Consider the following 19,116-nt stretch of genomic DNA (forward strand, 5'->3'; position numbering starts at 1 on the left):
GATGGGGCATGAAAAAACCTATCCCCTCCTCCTTCCTGCGCCTGTGCTTCGCAGCCGCGCTGATCGCCTCCGGCACTGCCTGCGGCGGACCTTCCAACACCTCCGCCGCGGCAAGCCCGGCGGCATCGGCCGCGCCTGCCAAGCAGGCGCCGGTCGCCGCCGCCGATGCAGCCAGGTCGCTCGGCGCACGCATCACGGCCGAGATCGGCGACGCGGCCTGCGACAACACCAGCCAGTGCCGTACCCTGCCGGTCGGCAGCAAGGCCTGCGGCGGACCGGCCGGCTTCCTGCCATGGTCGGCCAAGCGCGGCAACGGTGAGCTGCTGGCGCGGCTGGCGGCCGAACAGGCGGCCGCGGAAAAGAAAATGAACGAGAACAGCGGCATGATGTCGACCTGCTCGGTCGAACAGGACCCGGGCGCGACCTGCAGCGCCGGCAAATGCGTGCTGCAACCGCGCGGCCTGGGCGGGGTCGACGCGCGCTGACCAATAGCGCCGCTGCAAGCGGCGGCGCTCCATAAAAAAAGGCTGCGGGCAAGAATGCCGCAGCCTTTTTTCACAGGCGCGCCGTGCGGCGCGCCTGCTCTTGCCAAGCTTACTTCGCCAGTGCCGCGGCGCGACGCGGCGCGTCGAACTGTGGCAGCGGATCGTCGGTGTTGACTTCAACCATCGTCATGCCCTGGGTAGCGCCTGCAACCACATAACGCAGTGCGCCCAGGTGACGCTGGTTGGCCGCCAGGCCCGACCAGCTCATGCTGACCGTGCCGGTGCCGCCGACATACGAATACGCCGGTACCAGTGCCTTGAAGTTGCCGTTGGTGGCGCCTGCTGGCAGGACCCACGACGACAGCTTGTACTCGGCTTCGCCGCCGGCTGGCTCGTAGCCGATCACGCACACCTTGTAGGCGCCCGCTGCTGGCGAAACCAGTTGCACGCGCTCGTTCGAGCCGCCGTTGCCGCTCGAGGTGATGGCGCCGTTCGGGCCGACCACGATCAGGTCCAGGTCGGATGCTGCGCCGCCGCTGGTGTCGTCGTTAAACAGCGAGAAGCGCGCTGCCATGGTCGATGCTGGCACGTTGACCGTGTGCACGTTCACGCCAGGACCACCGCCAGCCAGGCAAGCTGCCTGGTAGATATCGGCGTCGGTGCCCGATTCGCCGATGGTGCGCGTTTCCACGACCGCAGGCAGCAGGCCCGATTTGACCGACGTCATGGCGCCGGTGAAGCCGGTGCCGATGGTGATCAGCTTGCTGCCGGTGGCAAATTCGCTCGACACGGAAGCTGCTGCCGCCAGGGCCGAACCACGCACCGTCAGCGGGCTGCGCACGCTGGTCACGCCGTCGGACCAGACCAGGCTGCCGTAGGTCCAGGTATCGACCGGCGCATCGATGCGGGTGACCTTGACCTTGAAGCTGGCTTTCTGGCCGGCGCCGATGGTCAGCGTCGGCGGTTGCACCTCGACCTTGTAACCAGGCAGGACGGCCGTGGCGTTGTAGGTCGCGGCGGTGGTGCCGACGTTGGTCACGGTACGGCTCAGGGTCAGGCTGCCCAGCACGTTACTGGCGGTCAGCGACGCCAGGTTCAGGTTGTACGGCTGGATGGTGCCGATCGCCTGGCACGTCGCGGCGCTGTACACGCCGGCATTCAGGCCGCACAGGAAGCGTGCGTAGTCGATCTCGCTGGCGTCGTACACCAGGCCCGGATTGGCGGCGCCGTTCGGCGTCACGTGGCCGGCGCCCTGGCCCCATGGCAAGGTGCCGGTGGCTTTGGCGGTGGTATCCCACTTCACGCCCGCGGTCACGCCGTCCGGCTGGGTGTTGCCGGCGCTGGTCATCAGGGCCGATTTGATCGCCGCTGGCGACCAGGTCGGGTGCAGCTGCTTGAGCAGCGCGGCCAGGCCGGCCACGTGCGGGCTGGCCATCGAGGTACCCGAGTAGAAGGCCCAGTCGGACATGGTCGACGGATTGCCGGCGGCAATCGCATCGCGCTGCGCGCGGGTCAGGTCGGCGGTGACGCCGGCCAGCACGTCGCTGCCCGGTGCGGTGACGTCCGGTTTCAGGATGTTGGCGTTGGCCACGTTCGGTCCGCGCGAGGAGCTGCCGCTCATCACCGGTGCCGCCACGTTCGGATTGATCACGCCTTTCAGGTCGCCCAGCGAAGCGACGGCACTGCTCGGATTGGCGACGATGTAGCTTTTCAGCGTGGTGCCTTCAGCCACCGGCAGGTGCACGGTCGACAGTGCGTGCGACTGGTTGAGGATGGCGTTGTTGGTCACGACGACGTTGGCGATGATCGCGCCGACAGCGCCGGCATCCTTGGCATTCTGGCTCTTGTTGACCAGCACGTTGGCGCCGCGGTCGCACACCAGGATCTTGCCGGCCACCTTGGCCGGATCGATCAGCGGCTGCTCGCCATCGGCCGCGCCGAAGCATTGCAGCAGTTTCGGCAGGGTCGGATCGACACCGGCCAGGCCGGCGTCGCGCGCCAGGATCAGCGGCGCCGTGCCGGTCGAGGCATTGCTCGACGAACCGGTCAGCTTGGTGCCGTTACCCAGGGTGGCGGTACCGACGAACAGGCGGTTGTGGCTCGAGTTGCCGACCGTGGTCAGCCATGGGCTGATGTGCGATACCGGGGCGGGCGTCGCCACGCCAGGGCCGGAATTGCCGCCCGAGGCTGCCACGAACACGCCAGCGCTGGCGGCGCCCAGGAAGGCCACTTCGGTCGCTTCGTTGAAAGCGCCGCCGCCGGCGTTCGGGCCGATCGAGAAGTTGATCACGTTCACGCCGTCTTTGACGGCTTGCTCGATCGCGGCCACGCTGTTGGCGGTGGCGCAGCCGTTCTTGCCGGAGGTGGCGTCGGTCCAGCACACCTTGTACGAGGCGATGCGGGCGCGCGGAGCGATGCCGCTGGCAAGACCGAGGGTCAGGCCGCCGTTGACGATCGGGGTGTTGGCATTGCCGCCGGCGGTGGTCGAGGTGTGGGTACCGTGGCCGCCATGGCCTTCGGCGCCGGCAACCGAGTCGCGCGGGGAGTTAAATTCGGTCCAGTGCAGGGCCTGGGTAGGCGACTTGAAGTAGCGCGCGCCGATCAGCTTGTTGTTGCAATTGGTCAGGGCGAAGCCTTCGCCGGTGTCGCACGAGCCTTTCCAGGTCGACGGCGGGGCGCCGTAGGCCAGGGTGGTGCCCGAGTGGCTCGGCACGCCGTTGGCGTCGACCTTGTCGGCGAACGAGGCATTTTCCGGCCACACGCCGCTGTCGACGATGCCGATGACGATGTTCTCGCCCGCGGCGACCTTGCCGCCAACCTGTTCCCACAGGCCGCCGGTTTTATCCAGGCCGAGGAAGGTCGGGGTGTAGTTGGTGTCCATCTGCATGATGGAGTCGGCCGTGATGTTGGCCACGCCCGCATCTTTTTTCAGGGCGCGCACTTCGGCGTCGGTCAGCAGGGCCGAAAAGCCATTGAAGACGACGTTGAACTTGTGGGTGACCTGGGCCGCGTTGACGCCGCTGAGGACTTTGGATTTCTTGGTTTCGAGGTAGGTGATGTAGTTCTGCACATCGGTCGCATCGACGTCCAGACGCTGGCCTTCGGCCGGCTTGGTGGCGGCGAAGCCGGCGACCTGGCCGGTGTAGGTGGCGACCGGCTTGTCGACCAGTTGCACGATGTAGGAACGGCGTACTTCGTCAGCGGAGGTGGTGGTGGCGAGGCCAGCCAGCATCAGCATGACGGCAAGGGAAACGGGGCGGAGTGTCATAGTGGAATTCCTTGCGTGCTTAGAGGGTAACCGGGGTCGATGGGGTGCTGCCAGCCTTGCGGCGGCGCGTCAGGGTGATGGCGCCGATACCCAGGCCCACCAGCAGGAACGATCCCGGTTCCGGCACGGCGTTGAAGCTGATGTCGTCCAGCGCGAACTGGGCCTGGCCGTTGGCCGGATTGGCCAGCGAATTGAAGCAGCCGCCGTTGCCGTCGAACAGGCAGGCGTTGACGGTCAGGCTGGTCAGCACTTCATTGCGGAATTTCTGGTCGATCAGGGCCGAGCCGAAGGTGAAGCTGCCGCCGGCGTTCTGGCCAGGGAATTCCGAGGTGCTCGACACCACGGTGCCGTCGGCACGGATGCCGGAGAATTGCAGCAAGCCATAGTTGCCGTCAGGAACACTGACCGGTGGCAGGAATGCCAGGCTCAGGCCGCCGACCTGGAACTGGTGCCCGGAACGGGTGAATTTCACGCCGCCATCGTTGATAACCGCAAGGAAGTTTCCGCTGGCGCCCGCCGGGCAGCCGATCGAGAAACAGGTATCCGGATCGTTGCTGTTGGCGATCGCGGCGAACGGGCCGGTCAGGCTCAGCTCATCGGCAATCGCGCTGCCGAGAACCAGCATTTCGTAGCCGCCCTCGCTGACGGATTCGCCGTTGACCAGGGCGTTGGGCTGGACCGATTCGAAGGTGATAGGACCTGCCATGGCCGGCAGCGCGCACATCAGTGCGGCTGCTGCAGCGATCGTTTGGAGTGCGCGGGTGGCGCGCCGTGGGGTACCCAGCGGGGTGACTGTGCGATTCATCTCTTGCCTTATGTTTGAATTATTTCGATCAATGGGCGTACAGGTCGAGGTGCCTGCTTGCTACTTTTCTTAAAAGTGCAAAAGACTATAGCAAAGGAAATAATTGTTGTAGCAATATTCTCAACGTAAATTGTTCATATTTTTACGGGTTTCGCCATAGCTTGTTTCGTTTCCTCTATGAAAAGGTATCAAATTGGTCCGTGACAATTTCACCACATTTGCCAACATTGTTTGTGTTAGCTCCGCTTGACTCTTTTTCCGTTTTCGAGCGTAATTGCGTGCGCGCGGCGCCGAGGGTGTGTATGATGGACCTTCGTGTATAAGCGTAAGGATCGATCATGAACCCACGCCGCTCCTTTCTGAAGAGTTCGGTTGTACTGGCATCGGCACTGAGTCTTCCCGCCATGGCCCGTAACGCCAAGGCTGCATCAGGCGAACGCACTTTGCGCCTGTATAACACCCACACGGGCGAAAGCCTGCGCAGCGTGTTCTGGGCCGAGGGCCAGTTCCTGCCCGAGTCGCTCACCGACATCAACAAGCTGTTGCGCGACCACCGCAGCAACACCGTGGCCGAAATCGACCCGCAACTGCTGGTGCTGCTCAACAGGGTCAGCACCCAGCTCGGCAGCGATCCGGTCCTGCACGTCATTTCCGGTTACCGCTCGCCCGAAACCAACCTGAAGCTGGCCGCGGCCAGCGATGGCGTGGCGCGCCACAGCATGCACCTCGAAGGCAAGGCCATCGATATCCGCATGCCGGGCAAGAGCCTGTCGCATGTGCACAAGGCGGCGCTCAACGCGCGCGGCGGCGGCGTGGGCTACTACCCGGATTCGCAATTCGTCCACCTCGATACCGGCCGCCTGCGCCGCTGGTAAGGCCCCGGCCTAGCCCCCGGCCGGACGGCGCCGCAGCCTGCGCGCGCCGCCCCGGCGCACGCGGCGCCACACTGGCGCCGCCGGTCGGACTTATGTCCCTGCCATCATTGTCCCGCATTGTCGTTGCCATCCTTGCCCTGGCGTGCCTGCCCGCGCGCGCGGCCCCAGCCCCTGTGCCCGCGCCCATCCAGACCGTGATCGTTCCCTACGTGCGCGATCCGGTCGACAAGTCCTACCGCAAGATGCTGGCCGGGCTAGCCCGTTTCGAGCGCGACCATGCGCTCGCGCCCGCCGCCAGCCTGCGTTTCCGCCTGCTGCCGCGCCTGCCCACCACCGACATGGCCGGAGTGGCGCTGCGCATCGCGGGCGAGCGCGTCAGCGTGCCGCTCGCGCTCGATGCGGACCACAGCTTCGTATTGCCCCGTAACGAACAGGCCGTGCGCGAAGACGCCGCCGTGGTGGCCAACCGGCGCGCCGACAGCCTGACCTGGCGCGCCGCCATCCACAGCCCCGGCCTGGCGAGCGGCACGCGCCGGCTGGGCGACCTGCGGCTCGAATGCCGGGTCGGCATCGAAGCGGGCCTGGTATCGAACAGCTCGCCCATCTTCGGCTGGCTGTCGGACGCCCTGAGCAGCGCCGACCAGGTGTGCAACAGCGCCGACGGCAACTACCTGTTCTTTACCGATCGTCCCGTGTTTGGGGTGACCGTGCGCCATGGCGCGCGTAGCGAGGTGCTGCCCTTCAGCATGCTGTACGCCGGCGGCCGGCTCTCCGCCTCCGGCTTGCGCTTTTGCGACTGCCAGGTGCTGCTCGACCGTAGCTACTACGCCCCGATTTTCGACCCGGCCTGGCCGGATGACAGCATCGTCGAATTCGACTACATGGACGATGCGCCGAAGGGCGCGCCATGAACCCGGCCCGCCCGTGCCTGGCATTGCTGGCGGCCCTGCTGGGCGCCTGCGCCAGCACGCCGGCGCCGCCGCCGGGCACGCAGGTGAGCGCGGCGCGGGTGGCCGGCGCCATCCGTCCGGGCGAGTCGAGCCGCGCCAGCCTGCTGGCCAGCCTGGGCCCCACGCACAAGGTGCGCTTCGACAGCGGCTACGAAGCCTGGCTTTACCAGCTGGCCGTGCCCGGCGCCGGTTTCGACGAAATCGTCGTGCTGCTCGACGCGCAGGGCGTGGTGCGAAAAATGCGCCGGCGCAGCCATATTTCCGCTCCGGCCGGGGAACCTATCCGCTAAGGCGGCGTCTAACTGGCTCCATCACCCCTTCGCGGGGATCGCATGAACGATCATCTGGTCCAGTTTTACGAGGACGAGGTCTTTCTCATCAAGGGCCTGGCCGACTACATCGGCTCCGCCCTCGAGCGCGGCGACAAAGGCATTGCCATCGCCACCAGCGGCCATCTAGACATGCTGCACCAGAGCCTGTCCGCGCGCGGGCTGGTCGACGCGCAGGGCCGCAGCGCCAACGGCAGCTACCTGGCCCTGCATGCCGACCACATGCTGCCCATGTTCATGGAAAATGGCTTGCCCGACGAGCTGCGCTTCCGCACCGCCATCGGCAACGTCATCCGCAAGGCCAGCGAGCGGCACCGCGGCCGCGTGTGCGTGTTCGGCGAAATGGTGGCGATCTTGTGCGCCACCTCGCACTGCTCGCTCAATGCCGTGGGCAAGCACGATGCCGCCATCCGGGTCGAGCGCTTCTTCAACAACCTGCAGCGCCAGTTCGATTTCGAGCTGCTGTGCGCCTATCCGCTCAACGCCTTTCCGTCCGCCGCCGACGCGCCCATGTTCGACGAAGTGTGCACCCTGCACACCCATGTGCTGCCGGCCGAGAGCTACGATCCGGCGGCCAATGTGCACATGCTCCAGCGCACGATTGCATCGTTGCAGCAGCAAGCCTATTCGCTCTCGACCGAGGTGCGCGACCGCCAGCTGATCGAACAGGCGCTGCGCGAAGTGAACATCGACCGCCTGACCGGCCTGCCCAACCGCAATGTGTTCCAGGACCGGCTGGAAATGGACATCAAAAAAGCCCACCGCAGCGGGCTGCCCCTGGCCCTGCTGTTCATCGACCTCGACCATTTCAAGGAAATCAACGACACGCTCGGCCATCAGGTGGGCGACATGCTGCTCAAGCAGGTCGGCCAGCGCCTGCAAACCTATGTGCGCGAGAGCGATACCGTGGCGCGCCTGGGCGGCGACGAATTCACCATCACCCTTAGCGAACTGCACAATGTCGACACGGTCACCGACGTGGCCCAGAAAATCCGCAACGACCTGGCCAAGCCTTTCCTGCTCGGCAATGAACTGGCGTACATTTCGGCCAGCATCGGCATCACCATGTACCCGCGCGACGCGCAGTCGGCGGGCGAGCTGCTGCGCAACGCCGACCAGGCCATGTACCAGTCCAAGGACAATGGCCGCAACCGCTTCACCTATTTCACGCCCAGCATGCAGGAGGCGGCGCAGGCGCGCATGGCGATCAGCAACGAGTTGCGCCGGGCCATAGACGAAGAGCAGCTCGAGGTCTATTTCCAGCCCATCATCGACATGAACGATGGGCGCATCCGCAAGGCCGAGGCGCTGGTGCGCTGGCAGCATCCGGCGCGCGGCGCCGTCAGCCCGGTCGACTTCATCCCCATCGCCGAGCACACCGGCCAGATCGTCACGATCGGCAACTGGGTATTTCGCAAGGCGCTGGCGCACGCGCGCCGCTGGCGCAGTGTCGACAAGCAGCTGACGGTCAACATCAATGTGTCTCCGGCCCAGTTCTATCACACCAATGGCGAAAACTGCCGCCACTGGCTGACCGACAACTCGTTCGACCTCAACGGCAGCGCCGGCCCGCCCGAAGTGGGGCTGGAAATCACCGAGGGGCTGCTGCTGGCGTCCAACAGCGCGGTGATGAAGCAGTTGCTGGCTTTCCAGCAGGCCGGCATCAAGATTTCGCTCGACGATTTCGGCACCGGCTATTCCTCGCTGTCCTACCTGCGCAAGTTCAACCTCGACTACCTCAAGATCGACAAATCCTTCGTCTACAACCTGGAGCACGACGCGGCCAACGTGGCGCTGTGCGAGGCCATCATCGTCATGGCGCACAAGCTGGGGCTGAAAGTCATTGCCGAAGGCGTGGAAACCGAGCAGCAATACCAGATCCTGCGCCGGGCCGGCTGCGATTACGGCCAGGGTTTCCTGTTCGGCGGACCGCTGCCGCCCGACGAGTTCGAGTCGCTGCTTCACGAGCGGATGATGCTGACCGCCTGAAGCGGCCCCGTTCGCGCCCGCCCGCGCCCCCTTCGCGGGAATAACATTACCGTCAGCAATATTTTTCGGATACTCGTACAATCGTCGGGTGCGCCCTTGCGCCAACCACGCGCAAGCTTGCCACCCCATGGACCGCCCTCCCCGCACCGTCACCACCATCGCCATTCTCGCCGTCACCCAGATCCTGTCCTGGGGCACGCTGTATTACGCCTTCGCCGTCGTGGCCCACGATATCGCGCGCGAGCTGGCCTTACCGGGCGCCGCCGTGTTCGGCGCTTTTTCCTGGTGCCTGCTGGTGGCCGGCATCACCGCCACCCCGTCCGGCATCCTGATCGACCGCCATGGCGGGCGCCTGGTCATGGCCGGCGGCTCGCTGCTGTGCGGCCTCGGCTTCATCATGCTGAGCCAGGCCCGGGGCGCCACCGCTTACTACCTGGCCTGGACCGTGCTGGGCGCGGCCATGCCGGCCGTGCTGTACGACGCTGCCTTCGCCACCCTCAACCGCCAGTTCGGCATGGGCGCGCGCCGGGCGATCTCCACCCTCACCCTGTTCGGCGGCTTCGCCAGCACCGTGTTCTGGCCCCTGACGGTGCACCTGAACGGCATCGCCGGCTGGCGCACTACCTACCTGGCCTACGGCCTGGTCCAGCTGCTGCTGTGCATGCCGCTGCACTTGTTGCTCAGCACGCCGCCCGAAGCCGTCCAGGTGCACAAGCAAGCCGCGGCCGGCTTTGACTTCAGCCTGCGCCAGGCGCTGCGCCATCCCGCCTTCTGGAAACTCGCGTTTGCGTTTTCGGCCAACAGTTTCATCTTCTCGGCGCTGTCGGCGCACCTGATTCCCATCCTGCAATCCTACGGCCACGCCTTGTCCAGCGTGGTGTGGATGGCCGCGCTGATCGGGCCGATGCAAGTGGCCGGCCGGATCGGCGAAATGCGCCTGGCCCGCCACGCGCGCCCGCAGGCGAGCGGCACCTTCTGCTTCGCGGTCTTGCCCGGCGCCTTGCTGGCCATGCTGTTCTGGGGCCAGCACCAGGTGGCGGTGGCACTGTTCTGCGTGCTGTACGGCCTGTCCATCGGCATTCTCACCATCGTGCGCGGCACCTTGCCGCAGATCCTGTTCGGCGCGCGCCACTATGGCGCCATTTCCGGCGCCCTGGCCGGACCGGCGCTGATCGCGCGCGCCGCCGGCCCCATCGCCATCGCAGCCCTGCTCCAGTTCAACTCCTCGCCGGCGCTGCTGTTTTCGCTGCTGCTGGGCTGTTCCTTGGCCTCGCTCCTGTTCTATCTGCTAGCTGTGCGCAGCGGCTCCCCGGCCGCCGCCACCGCCCCCTGAACGGCGTGCGATGGCGCACAGACCGGCATTGGCACGGCCAGTATTGTCAATCGCTCAAGACACTGCGGAGGATGACATGCCCACACCCCACCTGCGGACCATCCTGGCCGCGCTCGCCATGCTTCTGCTGTCCGCCTGCGGCGGCTCGGACGACGACAAGGCGCCGGCCGGCAACGGCGCCCTGACCGTCAACCTGGCCAACCTGCCGGCCGGCCTGCCCGCGGCGGTGCGCACCAGCGGCCCGGCTTCCTACGCAAAAACCATCAGCGCGGGGCAAACCCTGACCGGACTGAAGGCCGGCAGCTATACCGTCACCGCCGACAGCATCCTGAGCGGCAACCTGACCTGGAGCGCGACCGCGCCGGTCCAGAGCGCCACCGTGGCCGATGGCGGCACCGCCGTCGTCAACGTCAGCTACAGCAGCAGCACCCTGGCGCTGGGCGTGCGCGAAGTGGCCAGCGTGAGCGGCGCCGTGTTCCTCACCGCCCCCAGCGGCGACGCGCGCCAGTTTATCGTCGACCGCAGCGGCCGCATCCTCGTCATGCAGGATGGCGCACTGCTGGGCACGCCCTTCCTCGACATCCGCAACCGGGTCGCCGCCACCGGCGAGGGCGGCCTGCTGTCGATGGCCTTTCATCCCCAATACGCCAGCAACGGCTGGTTCTTCATCTACTACACCGACGCCGGCAACAACATCGTGGTCGAGCGGCACAGCGTCTCCTCCACCAACCGCAACCTGGCTGAACCGACCGCGGTACTGGAAATCATCCGCATCCCCCACCCCGGCGCCACCAACCACTACGGCGGCCTGGTCAGCTTCGGCCCGGACGGCTTGCTGTACCTGGCCACGGGCGACGGCGGCGGCGCGGGCGACCCGAACGGCAATGCGCAAAACCTCAACGTGTTGCTCGGCAAAATGCTGCGCCTGGACGTGGCCAATTCGCGGGGCGCGCAGCCATACGTCATACCACCGACCAACCCCTTCGTCGGCCAGGCCGGACGCCGCGCCGAGATCTGGGCGTCCGGGCTGCGCAATCCGTGGCGCTACGCCTTCGATGCCGACCGCCTGTACATCGCCGACGTCGGCCAGGGCAAGCGCGAGGAAGTCGACATCGCCGGCATTTCCCAGGCCGGCCTGAACTACGGCTGGAACATCATGGAAGCCTCGCTGTGCTATAACGCGGCCATCTGCAACAAGTCCGGGCTGACCCTGCCCGCCTTCGAGTACGAGCACGGCCCCAACAAGGTCAACGGCTGCTCGATCACGGGCGGCTATGTGTACCGCGGCAAGGCGATTGCGGAACTGGCCGGGCGCTACTTCTATTCCGACTATTGCGGCGCCTACCTCAAGAGCTTCCTGTACAAGGACAACAGCGTCACCGAGCAGACCAGCTGGACCATTCCCGACATCGACGCCGTGCAATCGTTCGGCCAGGATGGCAATGGCGAGCTGTACATGATCGCTGCCACCGGCAAGGTCTACCGGATCGTGCGCGCGGGCGCGCCCTGAAGGCCACGCGGTAGCCGGCGCGGTAGCCGACGCGGTAGCCGACGCGGTAGCGGCACGGTAACAAATCGGTCGGGCGGGGCATGACGCGCTAAAATCGGCGTTTGCCCCGTCCTTCACGAACCGGTACCCTTATGGCCCGCCTGATCCTCGAATTTCCGGAAGAGCAGTATTACTACACAACCCCGCTGACCGTGCGCGTGACCGACATCAACGGCGCCAACCACCTCGGCAACGACTCGATGATTTCGATGATTTCCGAAGCGCGTGCGCGCTTCCTGTACGAATTCGGCGTCGCCGAAACCGAGCGCGACGGCACCGGCATCATCGTCACCGACCTCGCCACCACCTACCGCGCCGAAGCGCATGCGCGCGACCAGCTGCTGTTCGAGGTCGGCGTGATGGATTTCAATAAATACGGTGGCGACCTGATCTTCCGCGTGACCCGTCCGCGCGACAAGAAGCAGATCGCCATGGCCAAGTCCGGTTTCGTCTTCTTCAACTACAAAACCACGCAAGTGGTGACGATGCCGGACGATTTCCGCGCCAAATTCCCGCGCGGGAACTGGATCGACTGAGTCATCGCCAAAAAATAGTTGGAACTTTTTCGTCCCCGGGCGGCAATACAGGGACGAGACCACCATGACGATGCCGCCCCCACCCCTACCGCTTGACACCGACCTGCTGCACCAGCTGCGCGATGGCGTGGGCGCGGCATTCCAGACGCTGTACCAGCGCCATCAGGCGCCCTTGTACCGCTTCGCCCTGCTGCGCACCGGCTCGGGCGATACCGCGGCCGATATCGTCCAGGAAGTGTTCATGGGTTTGCTGACCGGCAGCGTGCGCTACGACCCGCTGCGCGGGCTGCTGCTGCACTTTTTATTCGGCGTGGCGCGCAAGCTGATCCTCAAGCACGAGCAGCCGCGCCTGCGCCTGGCCAGCCTGCCCGAACCCGACGACGAGGACGACAGCGCCTTTGAGCCCGGCAGCGAGGAAGGCGAACCGCTGGCGCGCCTGCTCGACAACGAACTGGCCGAGCAGGTGCGGCGCGCGCTGGCCCAGCTGGCGCCCCACTACCGCGACGCCGTCATCCTCTACGAGCTGCACGACATGTCTTACCTGGAAATTGCCGACATCTGCCAGATCGATATCGGCACCGTGCGTTCGCGCCTCTCGCGCGGGCGCGCAGCGCTGGCCAAACGGCTGGCGGCGCACCGTCCCGCCTTGCACGACTGATTGCTGAAAGAGCGCCATGAACCACGACCCCATCGATCCCGCCCTCGCCGCCTTGCGCAGCGCTAGCGCCGATTGCAGCACGCCGCAGCGCGTGGAGCAGGCGCTCATGGCCGCCTTTGCCACGCAGTTTGCGCGCAAGCGCTGGTACCAGCGTCTGTCCCCGGCGCAATGGGGCCTGGCCGGCGGCCTGGGCAGCGCAGCGGCGGCGATGCTGGCCGTGCTGATCCTGCGCGCGCCCCTGCCCGGCGCCGCCGGCGACGCGCCGCTGCCGCAGCTTGACGACGGCCTCGCCTTCATCGCCCTCGCATCGCAGGAGCGGATCGAGCAGGAACCCCATCCGCGCATGCTCGAAACGAGCCTGCCGCGCACCGAACTGGCCGCGCTCGGCGTGCCGGTCAGCCCGGACACGGCGGGCGACTCGGTGCGCGCCGAAATGCTGGTGGGCGCCGACGGCGCGCCGCTGGCCCTGCGCCTGAGTTCACAGTAATTCCATTCAACCCGGAAAGGACCATCATGCACACCACCCCACTCCTGTTCGCCGTTCTGCTCGGCAGCACGCTGCTCCCCGCAGCGCAGGCCGCCGTAGGCACCCCACCCGATCCCTTGCGCTTTACCGGTCCGCTGATGCCGATGCACGGCAAGGCTGTCAAGAACGCGCCCTACAGCGCCGAAGCGGTATCGGAACAACTGCAGCGCCTGGCCGACGGCAACGAGATCAGCCGCACCAGCAGCACCATGAATTACCGCGACAGCGCCGGCCGCACGCGCCAGGAAATCCGCGACGCGAGCGGCGAAGTGCGCACGATTACGCTGTACGAGCCGGCCGAGGGGGTCACCTACATCCTCAACCCGCGCCAGAAAAGCGCGACCCGGGTGGCCGACCCGAGCGCCGCCGCGCGCGCCGCCGCCCAGGCCCGGGTAGCCCAATTGCGCGCCGACGGCAAGCTGCCCGAGCGCCGCGCGCACGCCGATGAAGTCGTCGTCAAAGGCGTCGAACGCGGCGATGGAGAAGCGCGCAAGCAGTTCCAGGAAAAGGTGCGCATCCAGATCGGCGACAACATGGCCGGTTCGCGCCTCGGCCCGGCCATGGCGGGGGCCTTCGGCGACATGCGCTGGGCGGCCAAGGCCAGCACGCGCGAGCTGGGCAGCAAGGACATCGACGGCATCAAGGCGGACGGCAAGCTGCGCACCTACGAAATTCCCGCGGGCGAAGTCGGCAACCGCAATGCCATCGTGGTATCGCACGAAAGCTGGTATGCGCCGGACCTGAAGGTGACCGTATACAGCAAGCACACCGACCCGCGTAGCGGCGAACGGATCTACCGCCTGACCAATATCAAGCGCGAGGAGCCGGCTGCGGCGCTGTTTGCCGTGCCGGCCGATTACACGGTCAGGGACGTGATGGCCGAGCGCGCCAAGGCGGCGGCCGGCACCCGTTGAACCGCCAGGCGGACCAGGCGGCTAGCGCGCCGCCTAGCGCGCCGCCTAGCGCGTCGCCGAGCGCGCCGCCACGGTCTGCTTGAACCAGTCATCGAGCATCTGCTTCTCGTAGCGCAGCAGCTCGTTGTTGCCGTACGAATTCATCCGGTGCAGATACTGCATATTGCTCAGCTTTTCCTCGCCCGACTTGAGCACCTTGCCGCCCTCGCTGATGCTGTAGCGCAGATGAATATGCGGCCAGTCGGCGCCGCCGTTCATCACCCGCAAATCCTGGCCGCCGCGAAAATTCGGCTTGGTCTGGCCGGCCAGGTCGAGGTCGAGCACCTCCACCTTGAATTCCTGCCCCGGCGGCAGACTGGCCGCCAGCTTGTCGAAGTGGGCCGTGAGCTGCTTGAGCACGCGCTCGCGTTCCCACGGCGTGAACGGCACGTCGGTAAAGCGGTCCGGCTCGGCATAAGTCACCGTCGCCACGGCGGTACCGGCGGTTGCGGCGCTGGCCGGCAGGGCCATCACCGCCGCCAGCGCCCCCGCTTGCAATAACTTGATCCATCCGTTTTTCATGTCCATCCTTTCAATGCGCATCGTGCTTCTTCCCATTGAATATACGCGCTTTTGACATCGGCGTCGGGTCACGATTTGTCACGGTTTGTATCGAAATGTTAGTCGCCGCACACCGCCTTTCCCGCTTTCAATCCAGAATTGGAAAAAAGGAGATCACCGTGCCCGAAGGACCATCGCTCGTCATCCTGCGCGAAGAAACCACGCGTTTCGTCGGCAAGGAAATTGCCCGTGCCACTGGCAACACCAAGACTGTCGACCTGCCCAGCCTGGAGGGGCAGAAAATCGTCTCGCTGCGCAGCTGGGGCAAGCATTTCATCATCGAACTGCCGCACACGGTGCTGCGTATTCACTTCATGCTGTTCGGCAGCTATCGCATCGACGAGCGCAAGGACAAGCCGCCGCGCATGGCGCTGGAATTTACCGATGGCAGCGAACTGAATTTCTACGCCTGCTCGGTCAAGCATATCGAACCCGATCTCGACGCCAGCTACGACTGGGACGCCGACATCATGTCGCCCACCTGGGACGCGGCCAAGGCGCGCAAGAAACTGCGCGCCGCGCCCGACATGCTGGCCTGCGACGCCCTGCTCGACCAGACCATCTTTGCCGGCGTGGGCAATATCATCAAGAACGAAGTGCTGTTCCGCATCCGCCTGCATCCGCTCTCGACCATCGGCGCGCTGCCCGCGCCCAAGCTGCGCGCTTTGGTGGAGCAGGCACGTCAATACAGTTTCGATTTCCTCGAATGGAAAAAGCAGTTCGTGCTGAAACAGCACTGGCTGGCGCACCGCAAGAGCACCTGCCCGCGCTGCGATATTCCGTTTTCAAAAGGACATCTGGGACTGAGCAAACGGCGCGCGTTTTACTGCGAGAAATGCCAAAAACGCTACGGCTAATGGCGCGGTTGCAACAGCACCGAACAAATCCGTGTGCAGGCATGACGGGTTTGGTATTGCATGTTGTTAATAGGGAGTAGTGGGTCTACAATCGAATGGTCCCCCGGGCGTCACCGGCAGATTGTTGGCTACCGATGCGCTTGCCTTGCAACATACCGGTATCGGAACTTGTTCATGTCATTTCTGTCATCCGCCACGCCCAAACTCGCTCCATGGAAAGTTTTGCTGGTCGACGATGAGCCCGACATCCACGACATCACCAAGCTGACCCTGAGCCGCTTCCGCCTCGACGGCCGCGCCCTGACTTTTTTGCATGCCTACACCGGTGCCGAAGCGAAGGAAGTGCTGGCGCGCGAGAGCGATATCGCGCTGGTGTTTCTCGACGTGGTGATGGAACACGACGACAGCGGCCTGGAAGTGGCGCGCTGGATGCGCGAAGACCTGGGCAACCAGTTCACCCGCATCGTGCTGCGCACAGGCCAGCCGGGCCAGGCGCCGGAAGAGCGCGTGATCGTCAATTACGACATCAACGATTACAAGGAAAAAACCGAGCTCGACCGCACCAAACTGTTCACCACCACCTTCGCCGCCCTGCGCGCCTACCGCGACATCATGAAGGTCGAGGAAGCGCGCCTGCTGCAAGCCAATTACCGCGAAGGGTTAGAGCGGGTGATCGCGGCGTCCTCGCACATTTTCCAGCAGCGCAACCTGAAAGACTTCGCCAGCGGCTTGCTGCAGCAGGTCGTGGCCCTGCTGCGGCTGGAAAAAAGCATGCTGCTGCGCCTGTCCGGCGCCAGCGTCATCACCGGCACGAGCGAATACGAAATCCTGGCCCAGATCGGCGACATCGGGGACGCCATGCTCGGCCCGGAACTGATGGCCCAGCTCGACGACGCGCACAACAACCGCATCTCGCGCCTGCATGGCGACACTTACGTCGGCTACTTTCCCAACAGCAGCGGCAAGGCGTCGCTGCTGGTGCTCAAGGGCGTGGAGGAAATCGCCGACATCGATGCGCAGCTGCTCGAAGTGTTTTGTTCCGGTGTGGCGATTGCCTTCGACAATATCCTGCTCACGCAAGAGATCACCGATACCCAAGCCGAGCTGATCATGCGCCTGGGCGATGTAGTCGAATCGCGCTCGAACGAAGCGGGCAACCACGTGCGGCGCATGTCGCAGGTGTGCCATATGCTGGCGCAGGCGTCCGGTATGCCGGAAGATGAAACGGCGGTGCTGATGCACGCCGCGCCCATGCACGACATCGGCAAGATCGCCACGCCGGACGCGGTGCTGCTGAAACCCGGCAAGCTCACGCCCGAGGAATGGGAAATCATGAAGCAGCATCCGACCGTGGGGCTGTCGATCCTGGACGGGTCCTCGCGGCCGATCCTGAAGGCGGCGGCCGTGATCGCGCACCAGCATCACGAAAAATTCGATGGCAGCGGGTATCCGCAGGGTTTGATCGGGGCGGACATTCATGTGTACGCGCGCATCGTGGCCGTGGCCGATGTGTTCGATGCATTGAGCCACAAGCGCTGCTACAAGGATGCCTGGCCGCTGGACGAGGTGGTGGCGCACTTGCGCGAAGTATCGGGCCGGCACCTCGATCCGGTATTTGTGGAGCTGCTGATCGCCAATATCGACGCCGCGGTCGATATCAACCGGCGCTGGCCGGATTGAACGGGTAATTTATTCGGAGCGTTAGTGCCGTTTGCATGTCCAACGTAGACTGAAACCACTCACAGTCGACGGACATTTCATGTCAGCAGCCCCCCCCAACCGGGCACGCCAGCAGCCGATGCGGTCAGGCGTGCCAACGAAGAAGCAACAATGCGTGCGCTCGCACGCGGTGAAGCTGTGTTGGCGGAATGGATTCAGGAGGGCGTCCTGGTCGACGTCAATGCAGTGGCAGACGCCTGGAACATCAACAGCCAGGCAGTGCATGCCGCACGCAAACACCATCAGGAGTCATCACTGCGGATCCTTGGCTACCGGGAAAAGAAAGATCCATGTAAATTGTTTGTGCTAGGGGATCGTATTCGGCTGGCGCCCCACGCGGAGAGGGACCCGCGACGAAAGTGTATACCGTTGCCCTGAAATTAATTTGACTATCTGGCCGTGCTGCAGATCCGCAGGTACGAGAGTGGCACGTCGCAACCTACCCTTGATGTGATACGCCGGCTAGCAATTGCGCTCGGCGTGAGCGCCGACATGCTGGTGTTCGACGAGGAGGAACGCGGTCCGTCGGACGCACTGCGCTATCAGTTCGAGACGGTCTCGCGCATGTCCGAGCACGAGCAGCAAATGGTGCGCGAACTGCTCGACGCCGTGATCGTCAAGAACCAGGTCGCGGGCGCGCTGGAGCGGGTGAACAAGCCGGAGGCCAAGGAACGCAGGACGCAGGCGCAGGGAAAGGCCTGAGCCGCCGATGTGATGTTGCTTTTTCTTAGCCGCTAAAAATAAAAACCGTCCCGGAACCCGCGCCAGAAGCAGCGGGTTGGGGACGGCTTTTTTGTTTAATAAAGAGGACTTCTGAGCGATCGATTTAGCTACGCATCAGCCCGTGTCCGTTTGCCGGCACTGACCCTGCGCCGTTGCTAATACTCACACAGCGTCACACCAGATTCCATTTTGACCGCGAAAATTTGTTCGCTCTTTACAGACAAGAATTCAATGGGCTTTTGTTGCCTAAAATTTCTGCAGTCTTCGAGCAATCCTAAGCCACGCATGCTTTCAATCACTTTCTCGCGCTCGGAAAGGCTCCCAGTATTAAATCCAACCTTGCGATAAGCTTCGCGCGTCTCCGAGTAAACAGTCCACATGGCCACCCCAGCAAGCACCGCGAACAATCCGAAAGACATCCATACCGATTTAGGCCAAGTCATGTTTGGTTCCATTACATTCCCTCACAACTACAACGTCGAATTACTGGTGTTTGACCGGCCCGAAATCCCCAATCATTTTCAATTTTCCCAAATTTCGAGCTTGCGGAAATGGTTGTATTGCTCCCAGTGGCAATTCCAACGTGGCCCTTATACGCGATAATATCCCCCGCTTGCGCAGGGCCTGAAACTGTTGGCCAACCAGAGAGCACATAGTCTGGTAGTGAGAGATTTCCTGCGCCCGGAGGGTTTTTGCCAATCCAATTCGCGAGGAAACCGCCACCTGTGTTCGGAACATTGTATCCAGCCTGCTCTAGATGAAGATCCATGAACAGGTTGCACTTATACTCTCCAGCGCCAAAACCAGAATAAACGTCTGATCTATCTGCGGCCTTACTCCAATCACGCATATCATTGCGCGCGGAATCGAGTGCATCCGAAGCCAATCCGCACGGGCACAACCCATCCGGATCAACTGAAGTTAAAGGATTGTTGGCAACATATGCGTAAGTATTAATACCGCCATCGAGTCCAATCGGATCGCTTTGCACATACCGCCC

The 19,116-nt window shown here is 64.3% G+C and carries 19 protein-coding genes; 14 read left to right on the plus strand and 5 right to left on the minus strand.

All coding sequences use genetic code 11. The features are described from left to right. Positions 1-8: 8 nt before the first annotated feature. Positions 9-485, plus strand: coding sequence for a hypothetical protein (locus tag RBA40_RS31550; protein WP_306652702.1), 477 nt, complete (start codon positions 9-11; stop codon positions 483-485). 109 nt (positions 486-594) lie between these two features. Here the strand turns inward: RBA40_RS31550 and RBA40_RS31555 are convergent, their stop codons facing one another. Together RBA40_RS31555 and RBA40_RS31560 are read right to left on the minus strand one after the other, a co-directional pair. Beyond that, a complete protein-coding gene (locus tag RBA40_RS31555) occupies positions 595-3,753 on the minus strand; it encodes a S8 family peptidase (protein WP_306652703.1) in 3,159 nt (1,052 codons plus the stop codon). A 19-nt stretch (positions 3,754-3,772) separates the two neighbouring features. After that, complete coding sequence (locus RBA40_RS31560; protein ID WP_306652705.1) at positions 3,773-4,558, minus strand: NF038120 family PEP-CTERM protein; 786 nt, start codon at positions 4,556-4,558, stop codon at positions 3,773-3,775. Positions 4,559-4,896: 338 nt separating this feature from the next. Here RBA40_RS31560 and mepK point away from each other — a divergent pair, with 338 nt between their 5' ends. The 10 genes from mepK to RBA40_RS31610 all read left to right on the plus strand — a co-directional run bounded on the left by mepK (position 4,897) and on the right by RBA40_RS31610 (position 14,217). Beyond that, the gene (gene mepK / locus RBA40_RS31565) at positions 4,897-5,433 is read left to right on the plus strand and encodes a peptidoglycan L,D-endopeptidase MepK (protein ID WP_306652707.1); all 537 of its coding nucleotides are present in this window, start codon (positions 4,897-4,899) and stop codon (positions 5,431-5,433) included. 92 nt (positions 5,434-5,525) lie between these two features. Continuing rightward, positions 5,526-6,344, plus strand: a complete 819-nt coding sequence (locus RBA40_RS31570) for a hypothetical protein (RefSeq protein WP_306652708.1) — start codon at positions 5,526-5,528, stop codon at positions 6,342-6,344. Next, a complete protein-coding gene (locus tag RBA40_RS31575; protein ID WP_306652710.1) occupies positions 6,341-6,673 on the plus strand; it encodes a hypothetical protein in 333 nt (110 codons plus the stop codon). Before RBA40_RS31570 ends, RBA40_RS31575 begins: the two co-directional genes overlap by 4 nt. 42 nt (positions 6,674-6,715) lie before the next feature. Further along, positions 6,716-8,701 (plus strand): EAL domain-containing protein, encoded by a 1,986-nt coding sequence (locus tag RBA40_RS31580; protein WP_306652712.1) that lies wholly within the window; start codon positions 6,716-6,718, stop codon positions 8,699-8,701. A 127-nt stretch (positions 8,702-8,828) separates the two neighbouring features. Next, positions 8,829-10,034 (plus strand): MFS transporter, encoded by a 1,206-nt coding sequence (locus RBA40_RS31585; protein ID WP_306652713.1) that lies wholly within the window; start codon positions 8,829-8,831, stop codon positions 10,032-10,034. 76 nt (positions 10,035-10,110) lie between these two features. Next, the gene (locus RBA40_RS31590; protein WP_306652715.1) at positions 10,111-11,544 is read left to right on the plus strand and encodes a PQQ-dependent sugar dehydrogenase; all 1,434 of its coding nucleotides are present in this window, start codon (positions 10,111-10,113) and stop codon (positions 11,542-11,544) included. A 131-nt stretch (positions 11,545-11,675) separates the two neighbouring features. Next, complete coding sequence (locus RBA40_RS31595; protein WP_306652717.1) at positions 11,676-12,119, plus strand: thioesterase family protein; 444 nt, start codon at positions 11,676-11,678, stop codon at positions 12,117-12,119. A gap of 64 nt (positions 12,120-12,183) precedes the next feature. After that, complete coding sequence (locus tag RBA40_RS31600) at positions 12,184-12,777, plus strand: RNA polymerase sigma factor (protein ID WP_306652719.1); 594 nt, start codon at positions 12,184-12,186, stop codon at positions 12,775-12,777. Positions 12,778-12,793: 16 nt separating this feature from the next. Then, the gene (locus tag RBA40_RS31605; protein ID WP_306652721.1) at positions 12,794-13,264 is read left to right on the plus strand and encodes a hypothetical protein; all 471 of its coding nucleotides are present in this window, start codon (positions 12,794-12,796) and stop codon (positions 13,262-13,264) included. 26 nt (positions 13,265-13,290) lie between these two features. Then, complete coding sequence (locus tag RBA40_RS31610; protein ID WP_306652723.1) at positions 13,291-14,217, plus strand: hypothetical protein; 927 nt, start codon at positions 13,291-13,293, stop codon at positions 14,215-14,217. 45 nt (positions 14,218-14,262) lie between these two features. Here the strand turns inward: RBA40_RS31610 and RBA40_RS31615 are convergent, their stop codons facing one another. Next, positions 14,263-14,778 carry a DUF3016 domain-containing protein gene (locus RBA40_RS31615; protein ID WP_306652725.1) on the minus strand — a complete coding sequence of 172 codons (516 nt, stop codon included), beginning with the start codon at positions 14,776-14,778 and terminating at the stop codon, positions 14,263-14,265. A gap of 158 nt (positions 14,779-14,936) precedes the next feature. On the opposite strand from RBA40_RS31615, the gene RBA40_RS31620 reads away from it, so the two are divergent. The 3 genes from RBA40_RS31620 to RBA40_RS31630 all read left to right on the plus strand — a co-directional run bounded on the left by RBA40_RS31620 (position 14,937) and on the right by RBA40_RS31630 (position 18,095). After that, positions 14,937-15,674, plus strand: coding sequence for a DNA-formamidopyrimidine glycosylase family protein (locus tag RBA40_RS31620; RefSeq protein ID WP_306652727.1), 738 nt, complete (start codon positions 14,937-14,939; stop codon positions 15,672-15,674). Between the two features lie 174 nt (positions 15,675-15,848). Beyond that, positions 15,849-17,354, plus strand: a complete 1,506-nt coding sequence (locus tag RBA40_RS31625) for a response regulator (RefSeq protein WP_306652729.1) — start codon at positions 15,849-15,851, stop codon at positions 17,352-17,354. 438 nt (positions 17,355-17,792) lie between these two features. Next, positions 17,793-18,095, plus strand: a complete 303-nt coding sequence (locus RBA40_RS31630) for a helix-turn-helix domain-containing protein (protein WP_306652731.1) — start codon at positions 17,793-17,795, stop codon at positions 18,093-18,095. Between the two features lie 176 nt (positions 18,096-18,271). Here RBA40_RS31630 and RBA40_RS31635 read toward each other — a convergent pair whose 3' ends face one another. After that, positions 18,272-18,559, minus strand: coding sequence for a hypothetical protein (locus tag RBA40_RS31635; protein ID WP_306652732.1), 288 nt, complete (start codon positions 18,557-18,559; stop codon positions 18,272-18,274). 11 nt (positions 18,560-18,570) lie between these two features. Further along, on the minus strand, positions 18,571-19,116 hold a 546-nt coding region (locus tag RBA40_RS31640; protein ID WP_306652733.1), incomplete at its 5' end, for an RHS repeat-associated core domain-containing protein.

Origin of the sequence: Massilia pseudoviolaceinigra (assembly GCF_030846505.1) — a bacterium.
GTDB classification, from domain to species: domain Bacteria; phylum Pseudomonadota; class Gammaproteobacteria; order Burkholderiales; family Burkholderiaceae_D; genus Telluria_A; species Telluria_A violaceinigra.

Coding starts and splice junctions, on each gene's coding strand:
- RBA40_RS31550 (WP_306652702.1), top strand. CDS start 9: ATGAAAAAACCTATCCCCTCCTCCTTCCTGCGCCTGTGCTTCGCAGCC.
- RBA40_RS31555 (WP_306652703.1), bottom strand. CDS start 3,753: ATGACACTCCGCCCCGTTTCCCTTGCCGTCATGCTGATGCTGGCTGGC.
- RBA40_RS31560 (WP_306652705.1), bottom strand. CDS start 4,558: ATGAATCGCACAGTCACCCCGCTGGGTACCCCACGGCGCGCCACCCGC.
- mepK (WP_306652707.1), top strand. CDS start 4,897: ATGAACCCACGCCGCTCCTTTCTGAAGAGTTCGGTTGTACTGGCATCG.
- RBA40_RS31570 (WP_306652708.1), top strand. CDS start 5,526: ATGTCCCTGCCATCATTGTCCCGCATTGTCGTTGCCATCCTTGCCCTG.
- RBA40_RS31575 (WP_306652710.1), top strand. CDS start 6,341: ATGAACCCGGCCCGCCCGTGCCTGGCATTGCTGGCGGCCCTGCTGGGC.
- RBA40_RS31580 (WP_306652712.1), top strand. CDS start 6,716: ATGAACGATCATCTGGTCCAGTTTTACGAGGACGAGGTCTTTCTCATC.
- RBA40_RS31585 (WP_306652713.1), top strand. CDS start 8,829: ATGGACCGCCCTCCCCGCACCGTCACCACCATCGCCATTCTCGCCGTC.
- RBA40_RS31590 (WP_306652715.1), top strand. CDS start 10,111: ATGCCCACACCCCACCTGCGGACCATCCTGGCCGCGCTCGCCATGCTT.
- RBA40_RS31595 (WP_306652717.1), top strand. CDS start 11,676: ATGGCCCGCCTGATCCTCGAATTTCCGGAAGAGCAGTATTACTACACA.
- RBA40_RS31600 (WP_306652719.1), top strand. CDS start 12,184: ATGACGATGCCGCCCCCACCCCTACCGCTTGACACCGACCTGCTGCAC.
- RBA40_RS31605 (WP_306652721.1), top strand. CDS start 12,794: ATGAACCACGACCCCATCGATCCCGCCCTCGCCGCCTTGCGCAGCGCT.
- RBA40_RS31610 (WP_306652723.1), top strand. CDS start 13,291: ATGCACACCACCCCACTCCTGTTCGCCGTTCTGCTCGGCAGCACGCTG.
- RBA40_RS31615 (WP_306652725.1), bottom strand. CDS start 14,778: ATGAAAAACGGATGGATCAAGTTATTGCAAGCGGGGGCGCTGGCGGCG.
- RBA40_RS31625 (WP_306652729.1), top strand. CDS start 15,849: ATGTCATTTCTGTCATCCGCCACGCCCAAACTCGCTCCATGGAAAGTT.
- RBA40_RS31635 (WP_306652732.1), bottom strand. CDS start 18,559: ATGACTTGGCCTAAATCGGTATGGATGTCTTTCGGATTGTTCGCGGTG.